Origin of the sequence: Chromohalobacter canadensis (genome assembly GCF_034479555.1) — a bacterium.
In the GTDB taxonomy this organism is placed as follows: domain Bacteria; phylum Pseudomonadota; class Gammaproteobacteria; order Pseudomonadales; family Halomonadaceae; genus Chromohalobacter; species Chromohalobacter canadensis.
The window spans coordinates 1,547,283-1,569,027 of record NZ_CP140151.1 but is presented as its reverse complement, the minus strand read 5'-3'; the positions used below and the strand labels follow the sequence as shown (position 1 = coordinate 1,569,027).

General features: G+C 61.3%; 25 protein-coding genes. 18 read left to right on the top strand and 7 right to left on the bottom strand.

Annotated features, from left to right (window positions below; genetic code table 11):
• Window positions 1-25 precede the first annotated feature (25 nt).
• Window positions 26-802: a co-chaperone DjlA gene (gene djlA / locus SR908_RS07485; RefSeq protein WP_097021610.1), complete on the top strand. Its 777-nt coding sequence runs from the start codon at window positions 26-28 to the stop codon at window positions 800-802.
• A gap of 83 nt (window positions 803-885) precedes the next feature.
• Here djlA and uraH read toward each other — a convergent pair whose 3' ends face one another.
• Complete coding sequence (uraH, locus tag SR908_RS07480; protein WP_246924882.1) at window positions 886-1,293, bottom strand: hydroxyisourate hydrolase; 408 nt, start codon at window positions 1,291-1,293, stop codon at window positions 886-888.
• A 142-nt stretch (window positions 1,294-1,435) separates the two neighbouring features.
• Here uraH and SR908_RS07475 point away from each other — a divergent pair, with 142 nt between their 5' ends.
• Genes SR908_RS07475 through SR908_RS07460 form a run of 4 tightly spaced genes read left to right on the top strand, consistent with a single transcriptional unit; the run spans window position 1,436 to window position 5,156 of the window.
• Window positions 1,436-2,107, top strand: coding sequence for a heavy metal response regulator transcription factor (locus tag SR908_RS07475; RefSeq protein ID WP_246925080.1), 672 nt, complete (start codon window positions 1,436-1,438; stop codon window positions 2,105-2,107).
• Complete coding sequence (locus tag SR908_RS07470) at window positions 2,107-3,510, top strand: heavy metal sensor histidine kinase (RefSeq protein ID WP_246924880.1); 1,404 nt, start codon at window positions 2,107-2,109, stop codon at window positions 3,508-3,510. The genes SR908_RS07475 and SR908_RS07470 overlap by 1 nt, the downstream gene beginning before the upstream one ends.
• Before the next feature lie 40 nt (window positions 3,511-3,550).
• Window positions 3,551-4,153, top strand: coding sequence for a class I SAM-dependent methyltransferase (locus SR908_RS07465; RefSeq protein ID WP_246924877.1), 603 nt, complete (start codon window positions 3,551-3,553; stop codon window positions 4,151-4,153).
• 19 nt (window positions 4,154-4,172) lie between these two features.
• Window positions 4,173-5,156 (top strand): alpha/beta fold hydrolase, encoded by a 984-nt coding sequence (locus SR908_RS07460; protein ID WP_281505399.1) that lies wholly within the window; start codon window positions 4,173-4,175, stop codon window positions 5,154-5,156.
• A 9-nt stretch (window positions 5,157-5,165) separates the two neighbouring features.
• On the opposite strand, the gene SR908_RS07455 is transcribed toward SR908_RS07460, so the two are convergent.
• Window positions 5,166-5,777, bottom strand: a complete 612-nt coding sequence (locus SR908_RS07455; RefSeq protein WP_246924865.1) for a TetR/AcrR family transcriptional regulator — start codon at window positions 5,775-5,777, stop codon at window positions 5,166-5,168.
• 132 nt (window positions 5,778-5,909) lie between these two features.
• Between SR908_RS07455 and SR908_RS07450 the strand changes: the two genes are divergently transcribed.
• The 3 genes from SR908_RS07450 to SR908_RS07440 all read left to right on the top strand — a co-directional run bounded on the left by SR908_RS07450 (window position 5,910) and on the right by SR908_RS07440 (window position 7,043).
• Window positions 5,910-6,284 (top strand): DMT family transporter, encoded by a 375-nt coding sequence (locus SR908_RS07450; RefSeq protein WP_246924861.1) that lies wholly within the window; start codon window positions 5,910-5,912, stop codon window positions 6,282-6,284.
• The gene (locus SR908_RS07445) at window positions 6,281-6,601 is read left to right on the top strand and encodes a DMT family transporter (RefSeq protein ID WP_246924849.1); all 321 of its coding nucleotides are present in this window, start codon (window positions 6,281-6,283) and stop codon (window positions 6,599-6,601) included. Before SR908_RS07450 ends, SR908_RS07445 begins: the two co-directional genes overlap by 4 nt.
• Window positions 6,602-6,725: 124 nt before the next feature.
• Window positions 6,726-7,043 (top strand): hypothetical protein, encoded by a 318-nt coding sequence (locus SR908_RS07440; protein WP_097021626.1) that lies wholly within the window; start codon window positions 6,726-6,728, stop codon window positions 7,041-7,043.
• A gap of 99 nt (window positions 7,044-7,142) precedes the next feature.
• Here SR908_RS07440 and SR908_RS07435 read toward each other — a convergent pair whose 3' ends face one another.
• A complete protein-coding gene (locus SR908_RS07435; RefSeq protein WP_245798074.1) occupies window positions 7,143-7,925 on the bottom strand; it encodes an outer membrane protein OmpK in 783 nt (260 codons plus the stop codon).
• A 126-nt stretch (window positions 7,926-8,051) separates the two neighbouring features.
• Window positions 8,052-9,314: a NupC/NupG family nucleoside CNT transporter gene (locus SR908_RS07430; RefSeq protein WP_246924846.1), complete on the bottom strand. Its 1,263-nt coding sequence runs from the start codon at window positions 9,312-9,314 to the stop codon at window positions 8,052-8,054.
• Window positions 9,315-9,630: 316 nt separating this feature from the next.
• Here SR908_RS07430 and SR908_RS07425 point away from each other — a divergent pair, with 316 nt between their 5' ends.
• Window positions 9,631-10,137, top strand: a complete 507-nt coding sequence (locus SR908_RS07425; protein ID WP_246924844.1) for a DUF421 domain-containing protein — start codon at window positions 9,631-9,633, stop codon at window positions 10,135-10,137.
• A 60-nt stretch (window positions 10,138-10,197) separates the two neighbouring features.
• Window positions 10,198-11,051, top strand: a protein-coding gene (locus SR908_RS07420; RefSeq protein WP_097021830.1) for an IS5 family transposase whose coding sequence is annotated in 2 segments (ribosomal slippage) — window positions 10,198-10,552 and window positions 10,552-11,051 — 855 coding nt in all. Because the reading frame shifts where the segments join, the coding sequence is not laid out codon by codon here.
• Between the two features lie 7 nt (window positions 11,052-11,058).
• Here the strand turns inward: SR908_RS07420 and SR908_RS07415 are convergent.
• The 3 genes from SR908_RS07415 to ribA all read right to left on the bottom strand — a co-directional run bounded on the left by SR908_RS07415 (window position 11,059) and on the right by ribA (window position 14,333).
• Entirely contained in the window at window positions 11,059-12,909 is a 1,851-nt protein-coding gene (locus SR908_RS07415) for an ABC transporter ATP-binding protein (RefSeq protein WP_246925704.1), read from the bottom strand.
• Window positions 12,910-12,942: 33 nt separating this feature from the next.
• Window positions 12,943-13,626, bottom strand: a complete 684-nt coding sequence (gene trhA / locus SR908_RS07410) for a PAQR family membrane homeostasis protein TrhA (protein ID WP_097021630.1) — start codon at window positions 13,624-13,626, stop codon at window positions 12,943-12,945.
• 77 nt (window positions 13,627-13,703) lie between these two features.
• Window positions 13,704-14,333, bottom strand: a complete 630-nt coding sequence (ribA, locus tag SR908_RS07405; protein WP_246925702.1) for a GTP cyclohydrolase II — start codon at window positions 14,331-14,333, stop codon at window positions 13,704-13,706.
• 223 nt (window positions 14,334-14,556) lie between these two features.
• On the opposite strand from ribA, the gene hemE reads away from it, so the two are divergent.
• The 8 genes from hemE (at window position 14,557) to SR908_RS07365 (ending at window position 21,744) form a co-directional block, all read left to right on the top strand.
• The gene (hemE, locus tag SR908_RS07400) at window positions 14,557-15,618 is read left to right on the top strand and encodes a uroporphyrinogen decarboxylase (RefSeq protein ID WP_246925695.1); all 1,062 of its coding nucleotides are present in this window, start codon (window positions 14,557-14,559) and stop codon (window positions 15,616-15,618) included.
• Complete coding sequence (locus tag SR908_RS07395; RefSeq protein WP_246925692.1) at window positions 15,590-16,090, top strand: thiol-disulfide oxidoreductase DCC family protein; 501 nt, start codon at window positions 15,590-15,592, stop codon at window positions 16,088-16,090. The genes hemE and SR908_RS07395 overlap by 29 nt, the downstream gene beginning before the upstream one ends.
• Before the next feature lie 3 nt (window positions 16,091-16,093).
• Window positions 16,094-16,462 carry a VanZ family protein gene (locus SR908_RS07390; protein WP_097021634.1) on the top strand — a complete coding sequence of 123 codons (369 nt, stop codon included), beginning with the start codon at window positions 16,094-16,096 and terminating at the stop codon, window positions 16,460-16,462.
• A gap of 78 nt (window positions 16,463-16,540) precedes the next feature.
• The gene (speE, locus tag SR908_RS07385; RefSeq protein WP_097021635.1) at window positions 16,541-17,404 is read left to right on the top strand and encodes a polyamine aminopropyltransferase; all 864 of its coding nucleotides are present in this window, start codon (window positions 16,541-16,543) and stop codon (window positions 17,402-17,404) included.
• Between the two features lie 124 nt (window positions 17,405-17,528).
• Window positions 17,529-18,557, top strand: a complete 1,029-nt coding sequence (locus tag SR908_RS07380; RefSeq protein ID WP_097021636.1) for an amino acid ABC transporter substrate-binding protein — start codon at window positions 17,529-17,531, stop codon at window positions 18,555-18,557.
• A gap of 81 nt (window positions 18,558-18,638) precedes the next feature.
• Window positions 18,639-19,817: an amino acid ABC transporter permease gene (locus tag SR908_RS07375; protein ID WP_246925689.1), complete on the top strand. Its 1,179-nt coding sequence runs from the start codon at window positions 18,639-18,641 to the stop codon at window positions 19,815-19,817.
• A gap of 1 nt (window position 19,818) precedes the next feature.
• Entirely contained in the window at window positions 19,819-20,928 is a 1,110-nt protein-coding gene (locus SR908_RS07370) for an amino acid ABC transporter permease (protein WP_246925683.1), read from the top strand.
• Window positions 20,929-21,015: 87 nt separating this feature from the next.
• Window positions 21,016-21,744 (top strand): amino acid ABC transporter ATP-binding protein, encoded by a 729-nt coding sequence (locus SR908_RS07365; RefSeq protein WP_097021816.1) that lies wholly within the window; start codon window positions 21,016-21,018, stop codon window positions 21,742-21,744.
• Window position 21,745 lies beyond the last annotated feature (1 nt).

The following is a 21,745-nucleotide window of genomic DNA, read 5'->3' as shown; positions in this document are numbered from 1 at the left end:
CATTTAGCGACAAGACGGAAATTTCATGCTGATCGCCATTTTGATTGGGGCCGGGCTCGGCTTCATGTTCGGTAAATTGCCGGGACTGATTATCGGTGCCATGTTGGGGTATTGGGTCGCGCGGCGTCTGGTACGCCGCGTGGTCGTCTCCAAGCTATCGCAAATGCAGGGTCAGTTTCTCGACTCGACGTTTGCCGTCATGGGGTGCATCTGCAAGGCGGACGGCCATGTCAGCGGCGACGAGCTGCGTGTCGTCGAGGCGCTTTTTGAGCGTTTACGATTGAACGAGGCGCAGCGCGAGAGCGCGAAGGCGGCCTTCGAACGCGGCAAGGCCGATGACTTCGACCTCGACGCTGAATTGGCCACGGTGCGGCGGGTGACCGGCGGGCAGCGCGCGCTGTTGCAGGTGTTCCTGCAAGTCCAGCTTTCGGCCATTGCCGCCGATGGTGAATTGCATCCCGCCGAGCATGAAATGCTACTGCGCGTGGCGCGTGGACTGGGATGCAGCGAAGCCGAGATCGAACAGATCGAGGCCATGCTGCGTGGTGGTCAACAGCAAGCCGGCGGCGGTGCGACAACGCAGCAGGCGCTGACCGACGCCTACCGGGTCCTGGGCGTCGAAGCAGATGCCAGCGATGCCGAGCTCAAGCGGACCTATCGCCGCCTGATGAGTCAGAACCACCCGGACAAGCTGGCCGGTAAGGGCCTGCCCGAGAGCATGCGCGAAATGGCCGAGACTCGTACCCAGGAAATCTCCAACGCCTACGACCTGATCAAGAAGTCTCGCGAAGCGAACGCCTGATCCCGTAGCGGTCTTCACCCATGATGCAGAGAAGCCCTCGGCCAAGGCCGGGGGCTTCTTGCTTTTGTCGGGCTGACGCGACTTCAACTACCGCGGTAGGTGGAGTAACCGTAGGGGCTCAACAGCAGCGGAATATGATAGTGCTGTGAGGTATCGGTGACCTCGAAGGGCACCGGAATCTCGGGGAAGAAGGTCTGGGTGTCGTGTTCGGCGAACCAGTCACCGGTTTCGAAGGTCACGCGATAGATGCCCGGGGTAAAGGCTTGGTCATCGGGATAGAGTGCCGAGATGCGGCCGGACTCGGCCGTGCTATCGGTGGCCAGCGACTTCCAGCCGCTCTCGGTGCGCTTCTCGAGCTGGACCTCGATCCCCGGCGACGGCTGGCCGGACTGGATGTTGAGCACGTGCACGCTCAGCGGGTTATCGGCAGCCAGGGCCGGGGTGGCGGCGCATAGGCCGAGGGCGGCGATCAGCGTGCGGGATAGGCGCATGGTAAGACCTCCTGTCGTGATTGAGGTGTCATCCTGGCAGTGCCGTGCCGTCGACTGCCTGACGGCAGGATTACGACTTTGTAATGGGCAGCCCGCGCGCGACGGGCTAGCCTGTGGCGTCATTGATCGAGAGGCATGCTGCATGCGCATCCTGCTGGTGGAAGACGAGAGCAAGACCGCCGACTACCTAGCCAGGGGGCTGGGGGAGGTCGGGTATCGGGTCGAGGTAGCCCGGGACGGACTGGACGGCCGGCATCTGATCGAGGAGGCCGACTTCGACTTGGTCATCCTCGACGTCATGCTGCCGGGGCTCGACGGTTGGGAACTGCTGCGGCTGATCCGGCGTAATGGTCAAGTGCCGGTGTTGTTCCTGACCGCCCGGGACGCCGTGGAGTACCGGGTCAAGGGCTTGGAGCTGGGCGCTGATGACTATCTGGTCAAACCTTTCTCTTTCGTCGAGCTGCTGGCCCGGGTGAGGACGCTGCTGCGCCGTGGTCCGCTGCGGGAGCGGGAGTGCTTTCAGGTGGCCGAGCTGCACATGAACGTGTTGAAACGTCGGGTCACACGGGGTGAGACGCGGCTGGCGCTGACCAATAAGGAATTCGCGCTGCTGCAACTGCTACTCGAGCGCGAAGGCGAGGTATTGTCGCGGACCTTGATCGCCTCCGAAGTATGGGGCATGAACTTCGATAGCGACACCAATGTGGTGGAGGTGGCCGTGCGGCGGTTGCGAGCCAAGGTGGACGATCCTTTCACGCGTCGATTGATTCACACCGAGCGTGGCATGGGCTACGTGCTGGAGGACCGCGGCTGATGCGCGCGCCGGCCTCCCTCTCGATGCGCCTGTCGTTGCTCTTCGCCCTGGTGAGCCTGGTGCTGCTTGGCGGCCTTGGCGCCTATCTCTACCATGCCCTGGGCCAACAGATCGCCTGGCGCGACGACCAGATGCTGCAAGGCCGTCTTGAGCGCATGGAGGCGCTTCTGGACGACGGCGAGAGCATTGCGGCGCTGCGCCGCCGGCCGCTGCTCTACGCCAACATGCTGGGCAATCGCGAGAGCCTGCTGTGGATGCTCGATGCGCACGGCGTGCCGCTGATCGAGGTCAATCCGCCGGGTTTGCCGGTGCCGGAACTGCCGCCGGCTCCGGAGGGACGACTCGGGGCGCATCCTGCCGCCGAGTCGACGCGTCTGGCCTGGCGCACCCTCGAGCATGACGGGCGCCGCCTGACCCTGGTGGCCGGCAAGACGCTCGACGAGCGCGAGCGGATGCTGGCCGCCTATCGGTTGCGGCTATGGCTCGCCATGGGGGCGGGCGCGGTGCTGGCCTGCGGTCTGGGCTGGGTCGTCGTACGGCGTGGCCTGCGGCCGGTGAGACGGCTGGCCGCGCGGGCGCGCACGATCGACGTGGCGCATCTGCATCGGCGCCTGGAGGCGAACGACGAGACGACGGAGCTGCGTGAGCTGAGCCGTGCGCTCAATCAGATGCTGGCGCGCTTGGAAGAAGGGTTCGCCCAGCTGTCACGCTTTTCCGAGGACCTCGCCCACGAGATGCGAACGCCCTTGGGCAACCTGCTGGGGGCGACCCAGCAGGCCTTGCAGCGGGAACGCACGCGGGAGGAATACCGCCAGCTGCTGGGCTCTCACGTCGAGGAGTACGAGCGGCTGTCGCGCATGATAGAGACCATGCTGTTCCTGGCGCGCACCGAGCAGCCCTCGCGGGCGCTGCCGCGTGAAACGGTCGACCTGCAAGGCCTCGCCGACCAGCTCTGCGACTACTTCGAGGGCATGGCCGACGAGGACGGGCGCGAGCTGATGAGCGACATGCAGGGGCGGGTGAGGGCCAATCTCGACCTGCTGCGCCGGGCGCTCGCCAACCTCATCGATAACGCGCTACGCCATGGGCGCAGCGGCACCGAGATCCATCTAGTGTCGCGGCGAGATGCCGGGGATTGGCACCTCGGTGTGATCAACCACGGGGAACCGATTCCTGATGCGGAGCGGGCGCGGCTCTTCGAGCGCTTCTATCGCGGCGATCCGGCGCGATCCCAGTCGGTGGGCACTGGTGGCCTGGGGCTGGCGATCGTGCGTTCAGTGGCGCAGCTGCATGGGGGCGAGGCCTGGTGCGAAAGCGATGCGGCCGTCAACGCCTTCTGGTTGAGTCTGCCAACGGGCGACGACGACCGCGTTGACAGGTGCCCAGGCCGTGGGCAACGCTAAAGGTGCTAGCGCCCCGCGTGGCGCGACACTGGAGACGTGGATGCCCGCGAGATTGCAAGTGTACCGCGCCATGGCACGCGTTCTGGGAACATTCGACTCCTTGGGATGGCGCGTGGGTTACCGTTATGGTGATCGCCAGTTGTTGGAGAAGGTGATCCTCCCGGCGCTGGCCAGGGAAGTCGGCGTCGGTCATGTGCTGCTCGTCGGCTGCGCCTGGTACACGCGCGATTATCCTGACCTCTTTCCCACAAGCCGCGTGACCACCCTGGACGTCGACCCGGCCAAATCGCCCTTCGGGGCTGAGCGCCATATCGTCGCGGACATGATCGCGTTGGCAGCGCATCTGCCGCCCGAAAGCCTGGATGCCGTGGTTTGCAACGGTGTGCTCGGCTGGGGGTTGGATTCGCCCGACGATATCGAGACTGCCTTTGCCTCGGCGGTGGCCTGTCTGCGGCCCGGTGGTCACCTCCTGCTGGGCTGGAACGATATCCCGCCCTACAACGCTGTGCCCCCGGATGCCGTGGCGGCGCTCGATGAGGTGTACCCGCGCGCGATTCCCGGTCTCGACCAGCACAGCCTGATCGCGCTGGAGCGCAATCAGCACTGCTACCAGGCTTTTCAGAAGCCGGAGGCGAGGTCATGAACTGCGTCGGCGGGTGGCCATGATGCTGATCGTATTCGTGGCCTGGTGCATGTTACTCGGTGTGCTGTTTGTCGCAGCGTGTCTCTGGGGGCTGCGGCGCATGACGCGTGGTCTGGCCCGCGAGGCCGAAGCGCAGTTACCGCCGTGCGGCAGCTTCATCGACACCTCCGGCGGGCGCTTGCATTACATCGATGTCGGCCAGGGGCCGCCGCTGGTCATGATCCATGGCCTGGGTGGCCAGCTGCAGCATTTCACCTATGCCCTGGCCGAGGCACTGGGCAATGATTTCCGTGTCATTGCCATTGACCGGCCGGGGTCGGGATATTCCGATCCCACCGATGACCGGTGCGCCCATTTGGCCTGTCAGGCCCAGGCGTTGCACGAGGCGTGGCAGGCCCTGGGTGTCGAGCGGCCACTCGTGGTGGGGCATTCGATGGGCGGTGCGGTGGCCCTGACGCTGGCGTTGGAGTATCCCGAGGAGGTCGCGGGGCTGGCATTGCTCGCGCCCTTGGTGGCACAGGTGTCGGATGTACCACCGGCGATGCGTCTGTTGGCGATTCGCTCGCCACGCCGGCGGCGCTGGATGGCCGAGACGCTCGCCATTCCCCTGACGCGCGTGACCTCGCGGCAAGCATTGGCGCAGGTGTTCGCACCGGAGGCGGTCCCTGCGGATTACGCGACCCGCGGCGGCGGATGCTTGGCATTGCGTCCCCAAGCCTTCCATGCAGCCTCCACCGACCTGGCCATGCTCGAGCACGAATTGCCACGGCAAGTACCGCGCTATGCGGCGCTGGAAGTGCCAATAGGCGTCATGTTCGGCGCGCACGACCGGATTCTCGAGCCAACGTTGCATATCGAAACGCTGCAGCGTCAGTACCCCGATATGTTCGTGCATGTGGAGCCGGAAGCGGGGCACATGCTGCCCATCATGAGGCCCCAGGCAACGGCGGCTTTCATTCGGCGCATGGCGGCACGGGCTTGGCCTTCCTCTTTGAATTCCTGATACAACCTTTCAGGCTTCCACTCCTGCCCAAAAGACGGCCCAGGCCCCTTCCAGACGTCGTTCGAACGTATCGGCATCGTAGTAGAAGTTCTCGGCGAACAGGCCATCCATCAGGCAGTAGAAGGCGGCGATGAACTGCGCCTCGGGCAGTGCGCGTAGTTCGCCAGCTTGGCGGCCATCTTCGAAAAGTACGTGCAGATGGGCGTTGATGCGCCGCTCGTTGTCATTCGAAATAGCGGCGACTTGTGTCGCCACATCCGTGGGCGGAAAGAGCAGGTAGCGCTTGTAGAAAACGCCCTGGTGCTCGCGACGGATGAAGGTGGCACACGAGCGGATGAGTCGCTCTAGGCGCTCACGCGTGGGCAAGTCGTGGGAACGTGTCAGGCTGTCGTCGATGAGCGCGACGATGCCGCTTTCGACCTCTTCGAAGATCGCCAGGAAGAGCGCCGCCTTGTTGGGAAAATGGTTGTAGATGGACGGCTTCTTGATGCCCGTTTCGGCGGCGATTTGCGCCAGGCTGGTGCCTTCATAGCCATGTTGGGCGAAAAGGGCGAGACCGGTGTGTTTGAGTTTTTCGCGGGTATGCACTGAACGTCCCTGGGCCTGCGTGGATATGCTCATGATCGCGGCTTGCGCGCATGATTGCCAAGTCGTGTCGCCAACTCTATACTAACGACCGTTAGTTAGTTTAGGCGCTCTTGGCGTAAGACGTGCTACTAAAAGCGTGAGGCGCAGTAGAGCAAGGAGGACAGCATGACAATGCGTTGGTTGATTCTACCGTTGGCGGCGGTGGCCGAAGTCGGTTGGGCGACGGGGTTGAAACTAGCCAGTAGTCCGCTTGAATGGCTGGCGACCGTGATCGTGGCTGCCATGAGTTTGCTGCTGGCGGTACGTGCCGTGCGCTTTCTGCCGGCCAGTACCGTGTACACGGTCTTCGTGGGCTTGGGCGCGGCGGGCACGGTGGTGATCGATGCCTGGCTGTTCGGAACACGCTTTTCCTGGCCTTCGCTTGCCTGTATCGGGGTGATCCTGGTGGGGGTCATCGGCCTGCATCAATTTAGCGGCAAGCCCGCCACGCAGACATCGGCACCCCGTGCCGACGCCTCGCGGGAAGGAGTTTCGTCATGACCTGGCATTGGTTGGCCCTAATGGGCGCGGGCATTTTCGAGGTGCTCGGGGTCGTCGGTTTCGCACGCGTGAGTCGAGGCCAGGCGCTTGCCGGCGGCTTGCTCATGACACTGGGATTCGGTACGGCGCTCGGGTTCCTGGCCCTGGCGTTGCGCGGCATCGATCTGGGCATCGCCTATGCCGTGTTCACCGGCATCGGCACCGTCTGCGGTACGCTGCTGGGGATGCTATATTGGGGAGAGTCACGCCATCCCCTGCGAATCGCCTTTACCGCACTGATTGTTCTGGGTGTAGTAGGGCTCAAGCTATTGGCTTGAGCCATGGTATTTTCTATCCAAGCGATAGAAAAAGGCTATAAGTGCGATAGTAAGACTATAGTAGGATAATTTTTAGCGGGCTAATAGAATGTGTCGTGTTCACTCACGACAAGGAGACATTCCCATGGCACGTTCCATCATTGCTATCGCACTACTGGCCGCTGCCCTGCCGCTAGCCGCCCAAGCCAGCACGGCTTCCCAACAAGCCGCCGCCGTCAATCACGAGCCGCTGCAAATGGCCTCTCAAACGACGACTGAGTCGAGCGTGCGCCACGCCGACGCGGCAGGCTATAGCGATGCTGGCATGAGTGTCGCCATGGCGGACAGTCAGCGCGCCGTCGATGCGGATACCCACGACGCCAATCAAGCCGATGACGAGCGTAGCTGGCTGGAGATTCTTTCTGACAACAACCGTGACCTCGGCGCGCCCGCCGGCTGGTAATCAGGACGTTGCGCCACGCCTTGCGCGTTGCATGCGTGCCTCGACGGATGGCGTCGGTGGCCGGAGCGTGCCCGCCGGAGTGGCGGACACGCAAGCAGCTCAGAACTTGTAGTTGATGCTGAAGTAATGACCGGGGCCTGAGGTATCTTGGCGGACCCCGGAGGCATCGGTGTCGTCGCGGTAAAAGGCCATGTTGTTGTAGATCTTCAGGCCATAGCCGATGGCGAAGCGATCCGCGTGGTAGTACAGGCCGTTGAACCACTCCAGGCTGTTGCTGCTGCGTCCCGCCTGGTCGGCCACGGTGTCCGCGCCGAACTTGTAGTCGAGGTACCCCTGGTAGGCGAGAAAGTTGCCGTTGCCAAAGGTGTAGAATGGCTTGAACCAGTCGGTGGAGGCCATGAAACCGTCCCACGAACTCTCATCCGGACCGCCGTAGTTCTCGCGCACGTAGCGCGCGGTAAGGTTGAGGCCGATCTCACCGAACCATGGTACCTCCACGTCCGACCCCAGGCCGACGTAGTGTTCCCAAAGGCCGCCGCCGGGGCCGTTGTCACCGATGTTGGTCACGGTGGCGATATACCATTCCTTGACCGGGCCCACCGAGAGGTCGCGACCGCTCATGGCATCCAGCGAAAAGCGCGGCGCGAGCTTGATGAACATGTTGTCGCCGCCATTCTGATCGTCGCTGCTATCGTCGAGGGCATCGAACATGTCGACATAGCCGTAGAGGTCGACGATGCCCGAGCGTCCGCCGAATTCCATCTCGACGTAGGTATCCTGAGCGTTACGAAACGGCAGGCGGTTGTCCTCGCTGTGCATCAGATTGAAGGTCAACCAGAGGTTGTCGTCTTCATGAATGCCGTCCGAGTAATCCGCGGCCATGGCCGGAGTAGCACCTACCATCGTGGCAAAGCACGAAGCACCAACCCACTTGCTTATTGTGATCTTGTTCATGGTCATTGTTCCCATCTTTACGTTTTGTACGTTGTGGTCTAGAGACGTTCAGCGTTACGCCAAGCTAATGAAAAGCCCCGCAATGGTGGCCGACATCAGATTGGAAAGTGTCCCGGCGAGCACGGCCTTGAGGCCGTAGCGGGCGATTTCCTGGCGGCGGTTGGGCGCCATGAGGCCGAGCCCGCCGAGGAGAATGGCGATCGAGGACAAGTTGGCGAAGCCGCAAAGCGCGAAGGACAGCACGGCGGCAGTGTGCTTGGACATGGCCTCGCCGGTGGCGGCCACGACGGTGTCGCCGGAGATGTACGGCGCCAGATTGATGAAGGCGACGAATTCGTTGACGACGATCTTTTGGCCGATAAATGAGCCGGCCAGCGTCGCCTCGCCCCAAGGGATACCTAGCAAAAAGGCCAGCGGTGCGAAGAGCCAGCCGAGAATCATCTCCAGGCTCAGTGATTCCATGCCGAACCAGCCGCCTACGCCGCCGAGGATGCCGTTGAGCAATGCGATCAAACCGATGAACGCCAGCAGCATGGCGCCGACGTTGGCTGCCAGCATCATGCCGGAGGTGGCACCGGTGGCGGCGGCATCGAGCACGTTGGCGGGTTTGTCATCCGCTTCGATCTTCTCTTCGGCGCGCGAGATACTGTCATCGGGCGTTTCGGTTTCCGGCATCAACAGCTTTGCGAAGAGCAGCCCGCCCGGTGCCGCCATGAAGGAGGCCGCGATCAGGTATTCCATCGGGATGCCCAGACTCGCGTATCCCGCGAGCACCGAGCCTGCGACCGAGGCCAGCCCACCGCACATGACCGCGAACAGCTCGGAGCGTGTCATGGAGGCGATGAAGGGACGTACGACCAGGGGCGCTTCGGTCTGTCCGACGAAGATGTTCGCCGTGGCCGACATCGATTCGGTGCGTGAGGTGCCCAGCACGCGCTGGAGCGCGCCCCCCAGCAGTCGGATGATCCACTGCATGATCTTCAGGTGGTAGAGCACGGCGATCAGCGACGAGAAGAAGATGATGACCGGGAGTACCTTGAAGGCGAAGACGAACCCGACGCTCTCCGGGTCGGCTAGGTCGCCAAACAAGAAGTCGATACCGTCATTGGCATAGACGATGACCTGGCTGACCCCCTCCGAGATCGTGGCCAGGACGGCTTGTCCGAAAGGAATGTAAAGCACGAAGGCGCCGATGGCGGCCTGGATGGCGAAGGCGCCACCCACCGTGCGCAGCCGAATCGACTTGCGATTGGAAGAAAACAGCACAGCGATAAGGATCAGCGTCGCCATCCCTACCAGGCTCATGATAGCGGTCATATCAGCATCCTGATGACGTTCGATTGTGGGTTGTTATACAGGGAACGGCATATGCCAATGTTTGGCTTGTCGTTTTGTTATTAGAGTCACAGTGATGTGCTATTAAAATAACACACGCTGCTCGATGTCAACTTCCTGGGAGGACTTCGTGGGCCGATAAACAAGATTGTCGGCGATTTGTTCTACACTTCACATCCCCGCGTGTGAACGTATTCAAGAACGGAAAAGCCGTCCAGGGGGCTGAGAGGGGTGGCTGGAGGAAGACGGGCCGCCTACGCTGACAGGCTCGTTCCATCCCATCCCGAGGAGTTCCATCATGCATCCGGTCGTGCATACGCTGGTCATCGGCGTCATCAGCTATCTGGTCCTGATCGTCATCATTCGGCTATCCGGCAAGCGCACGTTGTCGAAGTGGAACGCCTTCGACTTTGTGGTCACCATCGCGCTGGGGTCGACGCTGTCGACGGCGTTGGTCTCGACCCAGGTGTCGCTTGCGCAGAGCATCACGGCGTTTGCGATCATCGTGCTGTTGCAGTTCGCTATCACGTTCTCCTCGGTGCGCTCGCCCCGGGTCAAGAACCTGGTCAAGTCGCAGCCGACATTGCTGCTGTACGCGGGTGAATATCGCCATGCAGCGATGCGTCAGGAACGTGTGGTCGAAGCCGAGGTCATGGCGGCTATCCGGGAGAACGGTATTGCCGACATCGAGAACGTACACGCGGTGGTGCTGGAAACCGACGGCACCTTTAGTGTCATTCCCGAGGCTGGCAGGAGCGACTCGGCGCTCGATGGTGTTGCGGGCATGCCGTCGTCGAAGGGTTAGGTTTTGTCCGAAAAGTCGGGTTTGCTAAGGTGCACCATGCCGCAACTGCATAGGTGATGCATGGCAGGACGTTACGAGCTCTCCGATCAAAGCTGGGAGATGATCGAGGATATCGTCTCGCCCTCTCAGCCAATAGGCCGCCCACGTAGGGATGACCGCCAAGTGCTAAACGGGATCTTCTGGATCCTGTGCTCTGGCGCCAAATGGCGCGATCTTCCGGAACGGTATGGTCCTTGGAAGACGGTCCATGACCGATTCCGGCAGTGGCGCGACGATGGCACTTTCGAGGCTGTCCTGGATCGGCTCCATCTCAAGCTGCGTGAAGACGGGCTGATGGATCTGGATACCTGGATGATCGATTCCACGTCGATCCGAGCCACTCGCGCTGCCTCAGGAGGCGGCAAAAAAGGGGGTCGAGAGAACCCGTAGACCATGCACTGGGGCGGAGCCGAGGCGGCCTGACCACCAAGATCCACATGGTCTGTGATCGACATGGTTGGCCGCTGACTTTCACGCTATCACCGGGTCAGGATGCTGACACTCGGCATTTTATCCCCACGATGGAAGCGATTCACTTGCCAGGAAAGGTGGGGCGGCCCAGAAAGCGCTGTCGCTACGTCGTGGCAGACAAGGGCTACGATAGCGATGCGTTACGCCACTACTGTGACCGTTACCATATGAAGCCGATCATTGCTCAGCGCAAGATGAAGCGGCGGCCGCGTCCAGGGCTGCCCCGGGGGTTCGACAAGCCCAAGTACCGGGAGCGAAACGTGATCGAACGTGGCTTCGGCTGGGTTAAGGAACTACGGCGCATCGCCACCCGATACGACAAGCTCGCCAGTAGCTTTAGCGCCATGGTATGTCTGGCTTGCATAGACCGTTGCCTACGTGCTGACTTTTCGGACAAAACCTAGCGAAGGCTCAGGGCGTTTCGGTCGCCGCCACCTCACACTCCAGGAAGCCTCCGGACTGGCGCCGCCATAGCCGTGCGTAGAGGCCATCGTGGCGGATCAATTCTGCGTGGCTGCCCTGTTCGACGATGCGTCCTTGCTCCATGACCACCAGGCGGTCCATGGCCGCGATGGTGGAGAGCCGGTGGGCGATGGCGATCACCGTCTTGCCTTTCATTAGCTGGTCGAGGTTCTCTTGAATCGCGGCCTCGACGTCAGAGTCGAGTGCCGAAGTGGCTTCATCGAGGACCAGGATCGGCGCGTCCTTGAGCATCACGCGAGCAATGGCGAGGCGTTGGCGTTGGCCGCCGGAGAGCTTTACGCCACGCTCGCCGACATGCGCGTCGAAACCGCCGCGGCCCTGGATGTCGCGCAGCGACTCGATGAAGTCAGCGACATGCGCCCCGCGGGCCGCTTTCCAGGCCATCTCGTCGGTGGCATCCGGGCGCCCGTAAAGCAGGTTGTCGCGTACCGAGCGGTGCAGCAACGAGGTGTCCTGGGTGACCATGCCGATCTGCGCGCGCAGGCTCTCCTGGGTTACCTCGGCGATGTTCTGGCCATCGATGCGAATCGCGCCGCCTTCCAGCTCGAAGAAACGCAGCAGCAAATTGACCAGCGTCGACTTGCCGGCGCCTGAGGGGCCGATCAACCCGATCTTTTCACCCGACTGAATGGCAAGCGACAACTCGTCGATGACGCCGCTGCCCTTGCCGTAGTGAAAGCGAATCCGGTCGAAGACGATTTCACCCTGCTCGATGTGCAGTGGCTTAGCATCTTGCTGGTCCTCGATCTGGCGTGGCAGCGACAGCGTCGCCATGCCGTCCTGGACTGTGCCGATATTCTCGAACAGTCTTGAGACCTCCCACATGATCCACTGCGACATCCCCCACAGGCGCATCACTAGGCCTAGTGCTACCGCCACCGCGCCCACGCTCACCGCCTCGTTCACCCATAGCTGAATCGAGAGCCAGCCGATGCTGAACAGCAACAGCGCATTGAGCAAATAAAGCGAGCCTTCAAGGCCAGTGACCAACCGCATCTGGCGGTGTACCGTCACTAGAAAGCCGCCCATGCTCTCCTTGGCGAAGGCGGCCTCCCGCTTGGCATGGGAGAACAGTTTGACCGTCTGGATGTTGCTGTAGCTGTCGACGATGCTGCCGGTCATGCGCGAGCGGGCATCGGCTTGGGATTTGGACACGCGACCCATGATCGGCACGAAGATGCGTAGCAGAACGATGTAGCCGGCAAGCCAGGCCACCAGCGGGACGGCTAGGCGCCAGTCGGCGTTGCCCACCAGGAGCAGCGTACCCAGGAAATAGACAACGACGTAGTTGAGCACGTCGAATAGCTGAATGACGCACTCGCGTACGGCCAGTGCTGTCTGCATCACCTTGGTGGCGATGCGCCCCGCGAACTCGTCCTGATAGAAACCCATCGACTGTCGCAGTAGATAGCGATGCGCCTGCCAGCGGATGCGCATGGGGAAATTGCCCATCAGCGTCTGCTGCTGGAATAGCGAATGCAGCCCCACCATGCCAGGCAGCAGCACCAGCACGATCAATGCCATACCGGCCAGCTTCCAGCCCTGATCGGCAAGGAACGTCTCGCGATCCTGGGCCGCCAGCCAATCGACGATGTTGCCGAGAAAGCCGAACATCCATACTTCGATACCCGCAATCAGCGCCATCAACACCGTGGCGACCATCAGATAAGGCCAGGCGCCACGGGTGTAATGCAGGCAGAAAGCGACCAGAGTGTCCGGTGGGCGTTGTGGCTCTTGGGGCGGAAACGGAGCGAGACGGTTTTCGAACCAGCGGAACATGTGTATTTCCTGGCAGGGTGACGTCGCCGCGCTTTACGCCTGAAACGGCAGCACGGCGGTGTAGACGGCGAAGTAGTGACATACACTGCCACCCAGGACGAACAGGTGCCAGATGGCGTGATGAAAGGGGATCGCGCGGATCGCGTAGAACACCACGCCCAATGTGTAGGTGATACCGCCGGCGACCAAGAGGGCGAGGCCGGGAGTATTGAGGCGGGCGTCGAGTTCGCCTGCCGCCAGTACGATCATCCAGCCCATCAACAGATAGACCCCCACGCGCAGCATACCCAAGCGATGCGGCCATATTATCTTCAGCGCAATACCGCCTAGCGCGAGGCTCCAGATCGCCGTGAATAGCGCCCAGCCCCAAGGGCCGCGCAGGTTGACCAGCAAGAACGGCGTATAGGTGCCGGCGATCAATAGATAGATAGCGCAGTGATCGAATACCTGGAACAGGCGCTTGAGACGTGCACTACGTAGGCCATGATAGAGCGTCGAAGCCGTGTACAGCAGCAGCAGGCAGACGCCGTAAAGGCTGACGCTGACGATCTTCCAAGGATCGACTTCGGCCGCCAGGCTGGCTGCAACGATGAGCACCACCATGCCGGCGAGGCTGAGCACGGCGCCGATGCCATGGCTGATGCTATGCAGTGTTTCTTCGAGACTGGAAAAAGGCGCGTCTTGTTCGGGCGAAACGGATGGGGATTCATGTGACATGGCGAACTCCTGGACGTAATACGTCGCGCTGACATCGAGACAACATGCGCATCAGTATAGTTCGTCAAATGGCAGCGTCAGCGTTCCCGATCACCTTTACGGGTAGGGGAGAAGTCGTCCAGCGTCATCATGTGCCCGAGCTTGCCGACCTTGGTGGCCAAGTACTGCTCGTTGTGGGGGTTGCGCCCCGCAGTGATCGACAGACGCTCGGCGACACGCACGCCATCGCGTGTCAGGGCGTCGACCTTGCGCGGATTGTTGGTCATCAATTTGAGCGCTTGCACGCCGAGGTGGTCGAGCATGGGCACGCAGAGGTCATAGCGGCGCATGTCGGCGCCGAAGCCGAGGTGTTCGTTGGCTTCCACGGTGTCGAAGCCTTGATCCTGAAGATGATAGGCGCGGATCTTGTTGAGCAGGCCGATGCCACGGCCTTCCTGGCGCAGGTAGAGCAATACACCGCGTCCTTCGTCGGCGATGCGCTTGAGCGCCTCCTGCAATTGGTAGCCGCAGTCGCAGCGCATCGAGAACAAGGCGTCCCCCGTCAGGCACTCCGAGTGCACACGCCCCAGCACGGGCTCGGATGTCGAGACATCGCCCAGGGTCAAGGCAATATGTTCCTTGCCTGTCGCCTCGTCCTCGAAACCATGCATGGTGAAGGTGGCCCAAGGGGTAGGCAGTTGAGAGGCGGCGATGAAGCGAATCGTCACGATGAACCTCGGTGATGCACATTACGGTGCGGAAAGGGAAAGCGTCCGGGGCGAGCATTCTATCAGGCCGTGACGCGGGGCTCATCCCGTGAGTGCCGCGTGCGCGCTCACTACGGAAGAATACGTTGCTAGCAGGCTACTAAATGGGGATGCGTCACCGTGAATCAAGTCGTGGCGCTCGGCATTCGTTACAATGAGGGCAAAATCGACGTCTGGAGCTCCCATGCCATTGCAAAATGACCGCCTACTGCGTGCCCTGGCACGCCAACCAGTAGACCGCACACCCGTGTGGATGATGCGCCAGGCGGGCCGTTATCTGCCCGAGTACCGGGAAGTCCGCGGCCATGCCGGCAGTTTCATGGACCTGTGCCGCAACGCCGAGATGGCGTGTGAGGTCACCATGCAGCCGCTGCGTCGCTATTCGCTCGATGCGGCGATTCTGTTTTCCGATATCCTCACGATTCCAGACGCCATGGATCTGGGGCTCTACTTCGAAACGGGCGAAGGCCCCAAGTTTCGCAAGACGGTGCGCAGTGCCGAGGCAGTGGACGCCTTGCAGGTACCGGATGCCGAGCGGGATCTCGATTATGTGATGAACGCGGTGCGTACTATCCGTCACGAGTTGGCGGACAGCGTGCCGCTGATCGGCTTTTCGGGAAGTCCCTGGACGCTGGCTACCTATATGATCGAAGGCGGCTCGAGCAAGGACTTCCGGCACGCCAAGGCGCTGATGTATGGCGATCCGGCGGCCATGCACGCGCTGCTCGACAAACTGGCGCAGTCGGTCACCGACTACCTCAATGCGCAGATTCGTGCCGGTGCCCAGATCGTGCAGATCTTCGACACCTGGGGTGGTGTGCTGTCGACACCGGCGTATCGCGAGTTCTCGTTGACCTATATGGCACGCATCGTCGAAGGGCTGATCCGTGAGCACGATGGACGCCACGTGCCGGTGATTCTGTTCACCAAGCAGGGCGGCCAGTGGCTGGAAACCATCGCCGATAGCGGCGCCGATGCCGTGGGCCTGGACTGGACCACCGAATTAAGCGACGCACGGGCCCGTGTCGGGGATCGTGTGGCATTGCAGGGCAATCTCGACCCCAACGTGCTGTTCGCCTCGCCCCAGGCGATTCGCGATGAAGTGGCGCGTATCCTGGCCAGCTATGGCAGTGGGCCGGGCCATATCTTCAATCTGGGGCACGGCGTTAGCCAATTTACTGATCCCGATCATGTTGCCGCCTTCATCGAGGCGTTACATGAGTTCAGCCCGCGTTATCATGGCTGAACGCGCCATGTTGCTCGTGCTCGACGCCGAGTGCCCATTGTGTCGGCGCGCGGCACACTTCGTGCTGCGCCACGCGCGGGCACCGGTGTACCTGGCGAGCTTGCACGAGGCGTCGGCGCGACGCTTGGGTGAGCACTTCGGCGCCGACCCCGGCCAGCTCGATAGTGTCTGGCTGGTGCGCGCGGGTGATCTGCATCGCGACAGCGCTGCGCTGTGGCGTCTGGCCCAGGGGCTGCGATGGCCCTGGCGTGGCCTGGCGGCTCTGCGTTGGCTGCCGCATGGCTGGCGTGACGGCGTCTATCATGTCGTCGGACGCTGGCGGCATCGGTTGGCGCCGGCGACGGACTGGTCGCAGCAGGTTGGTCCGCACTGGGTATCGCGTCTGGACGAAGTGACCTGCCGGCGGCTGGGATTGCCGCTCGCCTTGGTGGATGACAATTCGGGCCCTGCCGACACACCACAAGGAGAGTGAGTCATGCGTGTTTCCTTTCGCCGTCTTCGCGGGTTATGCCTGATATTGGCTGGTGTCAGCGTCGCCGTGATCGCCTGGGGCAGTCTGACGCCTGGTGCGGAAATGCCACAAAACCTGCCTTGGGATAAGTTCAACCACTTCATCGCCTATGCGGGGCTGGCGGCGCTCATTCGGCTGGGCGGCCTGCGTGCGCTGGCATCGCTGGGCCTGTCCATCGGTTGTGGCCTTTTCATTGAGGGTTTGCAGCTAGGCGTGCCAGGACGTAGCGGCGCCGATTGGGCCGATGCGCTGGCCAATACGCTAGGGGCGCTCGCCGCCGTAGGGGCCTGTCATTGGCTGCTGCCAAGGCGCTTTCTTGTCGCGCGCGGATAGGCTATGTTGCGCGACTTTCCATGAATGCGATTCCGGCCTCTCGAAGGGGCTTAGACGATAGCGATTACGAGGGTTCCCATGACCGAGCGTCTCGACCAGGGCTGGTTCACGGAAGTGTTCGACAGCCACGGCAGTGCCTTCTCACTCATGATCAAGGAGAAGTTGCACGAGGTACAAAGCCCCTATCAGCATCTGGAAGTCTACGCCACCGAGACCTACGGCAACCTGATGGTACTCGACGGCTGCGTGATGCTCAGCACACGTGACAACTTCCTCTATCACGAGATGATCGCGCATCCGGCGCTTTTCTCTCACGCCGCGCCCAAGCGCGTAGTGATCATCGGCGGCGGTGATTGCGGCACGCTGCGCGAAGTGCTCAAGCATCCCGGTGTTGAAGAGGTCATACAGATCGACATCGACGAAGAGGTTACTCGAGCCTCGCAGCGTTACTTTCCCGAACTGACGTCCTCCAACGACGACCCGCGTGCCACGCTCAAGTTCGAGGATGGCGTCAAATGGGTCGAGAATGCGCCGGCCGGCAGCGTCGATGTCATGATCATCGACTCCACCGACCCCGTGGGCCCGGCGGAAGGGCTGTTCGAGGCTGACTTCCTGGCGCGTTGTCACCGCGTGCTGGCCGACGGCGGCGTGCTGGTGCAGCAGAGTGAGTCGCCGCTTTATCACACTGGCTCGATCATTCGCGAGCTGCGCGCCGACATGCAGCGCGCCGGTTTCGATAGTGTCGCCACGCTGCCGTTTCCGCAGCCGGTCTACCCCTCGGGCTGGTGGAGCGTCACGCTGGCCGGCAAGAGTAACGACGTGACGCGCTTTCGTGAGACCGCTGCCGCTGCGGTGGAATTCCCGCTCGAGTACTACAGCGTCGAGACCCATCGTGGTGCATTGGCGCTGCCACCGTTCATGCGTCGTGCATTATCGGTGTGATGCGCAACGTGTGAAAAACGTTAAAGGTACGTGACTTAGGTATATTGGCTAGACTGGCAAGCTCTTTGCTAATGTTAAACGTGGCTCTCGAATAAGCCATCACAATAACGCAAGGAGCTTCTGCATGCTGTACAAGAACAAGTTCATGGTTGCCGTTCCTGCCGCCCTGTTGCTGGGAGGGCTGGCAACAACCTCCCAAGCGGCGACGCTCGATGATGTAAAGGAACAGGGCTCTCTCACTTGCGGGGTGAACGTCGGGCTGGCGGGATTCTCGGCGCCGGACTCCGATGGCAAGTGGCAAGGGCTCGATGTGGAAACCTGCCGAGGGATTGCTGCCGCTATCTTTGGCGATCCCGAGAAAGTCGAATTTACACCGTTGACCGCGAAGGAGCGCTTTACCGCGCTGCAGTCGGGCGAGATCGACGTCCTTTCGCGTAACACGACCTGGACAGCGACCCGTGACAACTCGTTGGGGTTGAACTTCACCGCCACGACCTTTTATGACGGCCAAGGGTTCATGGTGAGTAAGGACCTGGGCATTGAAAGCCTGGAAGACCTCAACGGCGCTTCCATCTGCATCCAGTCCGGCACGACCCACGAACTGAACCTGGCCGACTACTTCCCCTCGCGCGATATCGATATCAATACCGTGACGTTCGACACGCCCGACCAGACCGCCCAAGGGTTTGCTCACGGACGTTGCGATGTGCTGACCTCGGATACCTCCCAGTTGAGTGCACTGCGTTTGCAGCTTCCCGAGCCGGATAGTGTCGAGATTCTCGAGACACTGATTTCCAAGGAGCCGCTGGGCCCGGTGGTACGCCAAGGCGACGATCAATGGCTGGATATCGTGCAGTGGAGCATCTTCGCCATGATCAACGCCGAGGAAATGGGCGTTAACAGCGACAACGTCGATGAGATGCGCGATAACCCGCCCAATCCGGGTGTGGCGCGACTGTTAGGCCAAGACGGTAACTACGGCGAACAGCTAGGCCTTTCCAACGACTGGGCCTACAACATCATCAAGGAAGTCGGCAACTATGGAGAGGTCTTCTCCAGCACGGTGGGTGAGGATTCACCTTTGAAAATTCAGCGGGGCATGAACGCCCTGTGGAACGAAGGGGGGATCCTCTACGCGCCGCCGATCCGCTGATACGGTTCGTTAAGTACTCGGTTATAGCACCCCGCATGATCTGCGGGGTGTCTTCTTGTGCCAGCGTATTAGAGGATCGATATGTCGCGTTCTCCTTCCGGCGACCGGGTTGCGTTGTGGCGTAATCCGGCGTTTCGTGCCTATGTATTGCAAGGTGTGTTATTAGCGGCGTTAGCGGCGTTAATTGGTTTTATCGTCACCAACACGATGGCCAATCTCGAGGCAAGAGGAATCTCCACAGGGTTCGGTTTTCTCGATGAGCGTGCGGGCTTCTCCATTCCGCAGACGTTGATCGAGTATTCCGGCGACAGTACCTATGGACGTACCTTTATCGTCGGCCTGCTCAATACCTTGCTGGTCTCGGCATTGGGCATCGTAGTCGCGACGATCATCGGTTTCGCGGTGGGGATTGCGAGGCTGTCGCCGAATTGGCTATTGGCGCGCTTGGCGGGCGCCTATGTGGAAATCTTCCGTAACATTCCCCTGCTGGTCCAGATCCTGTTCTGGTATTTCGCGGTGCTGCAGGCATTACCCAGCCCTCGCCAAAGCCTCAGCCTGTTGGAAATCGTCTTTATCAATGTGCGTGGCTTGGTCATCCCCGACCCGCAGCCACTAAGCGGCTTCGCGGCGACCCCCTGGGCCCTGCTGGTGGGCATCATTGCGGCGATCACGCTGGGTGTTTATGCGAAGCGGCGCCAGGCTCGCACCGGCAAGGCGTTGCCGATCTATTGGCTGGGTGCGGGCTTGATCATCGGTACGCCGCTATTGGTGTTCCTGCTGACGGGGGCGCCGCTCGAATGGTCCATTCCCGAGCTTACGGGCTTCAATTTCAGCGGTGGCGTGAGAGTCCTGCCTGAGCTGGTGGCCTTGTGGCTGGCATTGTCGATTTATACCGCGTCTTTTATTGCCGAGATCGTGCGCTCGGGCATCCAGTCGGTTCCCGAGGGACAGGTCGAGGCGGCCAATGCGCTGAGCCTGCCGGGCGGCATTACCTTGCGCAAGGTGGTGATTCCTCAGGCGATGCGCGTCATCGTGCCGCAACTGACGAGCCAGTATCTGAATCTCATCAAGAACTCATCGTTGGCCACGGCGATCGGTTATCCCGACTTGGTGGCCGTCTTCTCGGGTACGACCCTCAATCAGACCGGGCAGGCCATCGAGATCGTCGCCATGACCATGGCCGTGTATCTGGTGATCAGCCTGTTGGTATCGGCACTGATGAATGTTTATAACGCGCGTACGTTGCTCAAGGAGCGTTGAGATGGCCGGTGAATCCATGCGTGATGTGATGATTGAAGCGCGGCGTCCACCCAATGCGCATCGGGGCGTCTTGAAGTGGCTACAGCGCAACCTGTTTAACGGCCCCATCAATAGCGTGGTGTCGGTGGTTACTATTGGCGTGTTGCTCTGGGCGTTGTGGCCCTTCGTGCAATGGGCCTTGATCCAGGCCGACTGGCTCGGCGATTCGCGTCAGGCGTGCAGTGGCGAAGGTGCCTGCTGGGTGTTCATCAGCGCACGGTTCGAGTCGATCATCTATGGTTTCTACCCCGAGGCGGCGCGCTGGCGGGTGGATATCGTCTTCGCATTGATGGCGGGGCTGCTTGCCTGGTTGGCGATCCCCCGGATCCCGGGCAAACGCTGGGCCGCGGTCATTGCGGTGGTCGGCTTTCCGATCGCGGCGTATTTCCTGCTTCTGGGTGGCCATTTCGGGCTGATGCACGTTTCGACCCGCAATTGGGGCGGACTGATGCTGACCCTGACCGTGGCCACGATCGGTATCGTCGGCTCATTACCGATCGGGATCATACTGGCCTTGGGGCGGCGTTCGAACATGCCGCTGGTCAGGGCGGTGAGCGTCGTCTTCATTGAATTCTGGCGCGGCGTGCCACTCATCACCGTGTTGTTCATGGCCTCGGTGATGTTGCCACTGTTCGTGCCGACCGAGGTCGAGTTCGACAAGCTCCTGCGTGCCCTGGTGGGGATCATGCTGTTCTGGAGTGCCTACATGGCAGAAGTCATCCGTGGCGGACTACAGGCCATTCCCAGTGGGCAGGATGAAGCGGGCAAGGCGCTGGGACTCGGGTATTGGCATCGAATGGGGCTGATCGTTTTGCCTCAAGCCTTGAAGTTGGTCATCCCAGGGATCGTTAACACCTTCATTGCGCTGTTCAAGGATACCTCGCTGGTCTTGATCATCGGGCTTTTCGATCTGCTGGCGATCATCCGTGCGGGCCTGACCGACAGTGATTGGCTGGGCTTTGCCACCGAGGGGTACGTGTTCGCTGCGCTGGTGTTCTGGGTGTTCTGTTTCAGCATGTCGCGTTATAGCCAGTACATCGAGAAGCGCCTGCAGACCGGCCACACGAACTAAACCAATAACGACTCCCCCTGAATAACGATAATCCTGAGGAACTGCATCATGAGCCAAGCGACTGCTACCTCTCACGACGAGACACCGATGATCGAGATGACGGGTCTCAACAAGTGGTACGGCGACTTCCATGTTCTGCGCGATATCGACCTGACGGTGAAGCGCGGCGAGCGCATCGTCGTGTGCGGCCCGTCGGGATCGGGCAAATCAACGCTGATTCGCTGCATCAACCACCTCGAAAGCCATCAACAAGGCGAGATCGTGGTCAACGGCGTGCCCATGACTCAGGACGTCAAGCGCATCGAACAGATTCGCCGCAACGTGGGCATGGTGTTTCAGCACTTCAATTTGTTTCCGCATCTCAGCGTGCTGGAGAACTGCTGCCTGTCGCAGACCTGGGTGCAGAAAAAACCGCGCGCCGAGGTCGAAAAGACCGCGATGGAGTATCTGGAGCGCGTTCAGATCGCCGATCAAGCGTACAAGTACCCAGGGCAATTATCGGGGGGGCAGCAGCAGCGAGTGGCGATCGCGCGGGCGCTGTGCATGCGCCCTGAGGTGATGCTGTTCGATGAGCCGACCTCGGCGCTTGACCCGGAAATGATCAAGGAAGTGCTCGATGTCATGGTCGAGCTGGCCCGCGAAGGCATGACCATGCTCTGCGTCACGCACGAGATGGGCTTTGCCAAGACCGTGGCTGACCGTGTCATTTTCATGGACCAAGGGCAGATCATCGAAGAGGCGCCACCGGAGACGTTCTTCAATAATCCGCGTTCCGAGCGCACCAAGCTGTTCCTCAGTCAGATTCTCGGCCACTAGC

What these genes read in the sequence shown, in the direction of transcription:
- trhA (WP_097021630.1), bottom strand. Translation starts at nt 13,626, where the DNA reads ATGTCACATGAATCCCCATCCGTTTCGCCCGAACAAGACGCGCCTTTT.
- SR908_RS07445 (WP_246924849.1), top strand. Translation starts at nt 6,281, where the DNA reads ATGACCTGGCATTGGTTGGCCCTAATGGGCGCGGGCATTTTCGAGGTG.
- SR908_RS07365 (WP_097021816.1), top strand. Translation starts at nt 21,016, where the DNA reads ATGATCGAGATGACGGGTCTCAACAAGTGGTACGGCGACTTCCATGTT.
- SR908_RS07375 (WP_246925689.1), top strand. Translation starts at nt 18,639, where the DNA reads ATGTCGCGTTCTCCTTCCGGCGACCGGGTTGCGTTGTGGCGTAATCCG.
- SR908_RS07380 (WP_097021636.1), top strand. Translation starts at nt 17,529, where the DNA reads ATGCTGTACAAGAACAAGTTCATGGTTGCCGTTCCTGCCGCCCTGTTG.
- hemE (WP_246925695.1), top strand. Translation starts at nt 14,557, where the DNA reads ATGCCATTGCAAAATGACCGCCTACTGCGTGCCCTGGCACGCCAACCA.
- SR908_RS07395 (WP_246925692.1), top strand. Translation starts at nt 15,590, where the DNA reads ATGAGTTCAGCCCGCGTTATCATGGCTGAACGCGCCATGTTGCTCGTG.
- SR908_RS07470 (WP_246924880.1), top strand. Translation starts at nt 2,107, where the DNA reads ATGCGCGCGCCGGCCTCCCTCTCGATGCGCCTGTCGTTGCTCTTCGCC.
- SR908_RS07390 (WP_097021634.1), top strand. Translation starts at nt 16,094, where the DNA reads ATGCGTGTTTCCTTTCGCCGTCTTCGCGGGTTATGCCTGATATTGGCT.
- SR908_RS07440 (WP_097021626.1), top strand. Translation starts at nt 6,726, where the DNA reads ATGGCACGTTCCATCATTGCTATCGCACTACTGGCCGCTGCCCTGCCG.
- SR908_RS07430 (WP_246924846.1), bottom strand. Translation starts at nt 9,314, where the DNA reads ATGACCGCTATCATGAGCCTGGTAGGGATGGCGACGCTGATCCTTATC.
- SR908_RS07415 (WP_246925704.1), bottom strand. Translation starts at nt 12,909, where the DNA reads ATGTTCCGCTGGTTCGAAAACCGTCTCGCTCCGTTTCCGCCCCAAGAG.
- djlA (WP_097021610.1), top strand. Translation starts at nt 26, where the DNA reads ATGCTGATCGCCATTTTGATTGGGGCCGGGCTCGGCTTCATGTTCGGT.
- SR908_RS07460 (WP_281505399.1), top strand. Translation starts at nt 4,173, where the DNA reads ATGATGCTGATCGTATTCGTGGCCTGGTGCATGTTACTCGGTGTGCTG.
- SR908_RS07455 (WP_246924865.1), bottom strand. Translation starts at nt 5,777, where the DNA reads ATGAGCATATCCACGCAGGCCCAGGGACGTTCAGTGCATACCCGCGAA.
- speE (WP_097021635.1), top strand. Translation starts at nt 16,541, where the DNA reads ATGACCGAGCGTCTCGACCAGGGCTGGTTCACGGAAGTGTTCGACAGC.
- SR908_RS07465 (WP_246924877.1), top strand. Translation starts at nt 3,551, where the DNA reads ATGCCCGCGAGATTGCAAGTGTACCGCGCCATGGCACGCGTTCTGGGA.
- SR908_RS07450 (WP_246924861.1), top strand. Translation starts at nt 5,910, where the DNA reads ATGACAATGCGTTGGTTGATTCTACCGTTGGCGGCGGTGGCCGAAGTC.
- SR908_RS07475 (WP_246925080.1), top strand. Translation starts at nt 1,436, where the DNA reads ATGCGCATCCTGCTGGTGGAAGACGAGAGCAAGACCGCCGACTACCTA.
- uraH (WP_246924882.1), bottom strand. Translation starts at nt 1,293, where the DNA reads ATGCGCCTATCCCGCACGCTGATCGCCGCCCTCGGCCTATGCGCCGCC.
- SR908_RS07435 (WP_245798074.1), bottom strand. Translation starts at nt 7,925, where the DNA reads ATGGCCGCGGATTACTCGGACGGCATTCATGAAGACGACAACCTCTGG.
- SR908_RS07370 (WP_246925683.1), top strand. Translation starts at nt 19,819, where the DNA reads ATGGCCGGTGAATCCATGCGTGATGTGATGATTGAAGCGCGGCGTCCA.
- SR908_RS07425 (WP_246924844.1), top strand. Translation starts at nt 9,631, where the DNA reads ATGCATCCGGTCGTGCATACGCTGGTCATCGGCGTCATCAGCTATCTG.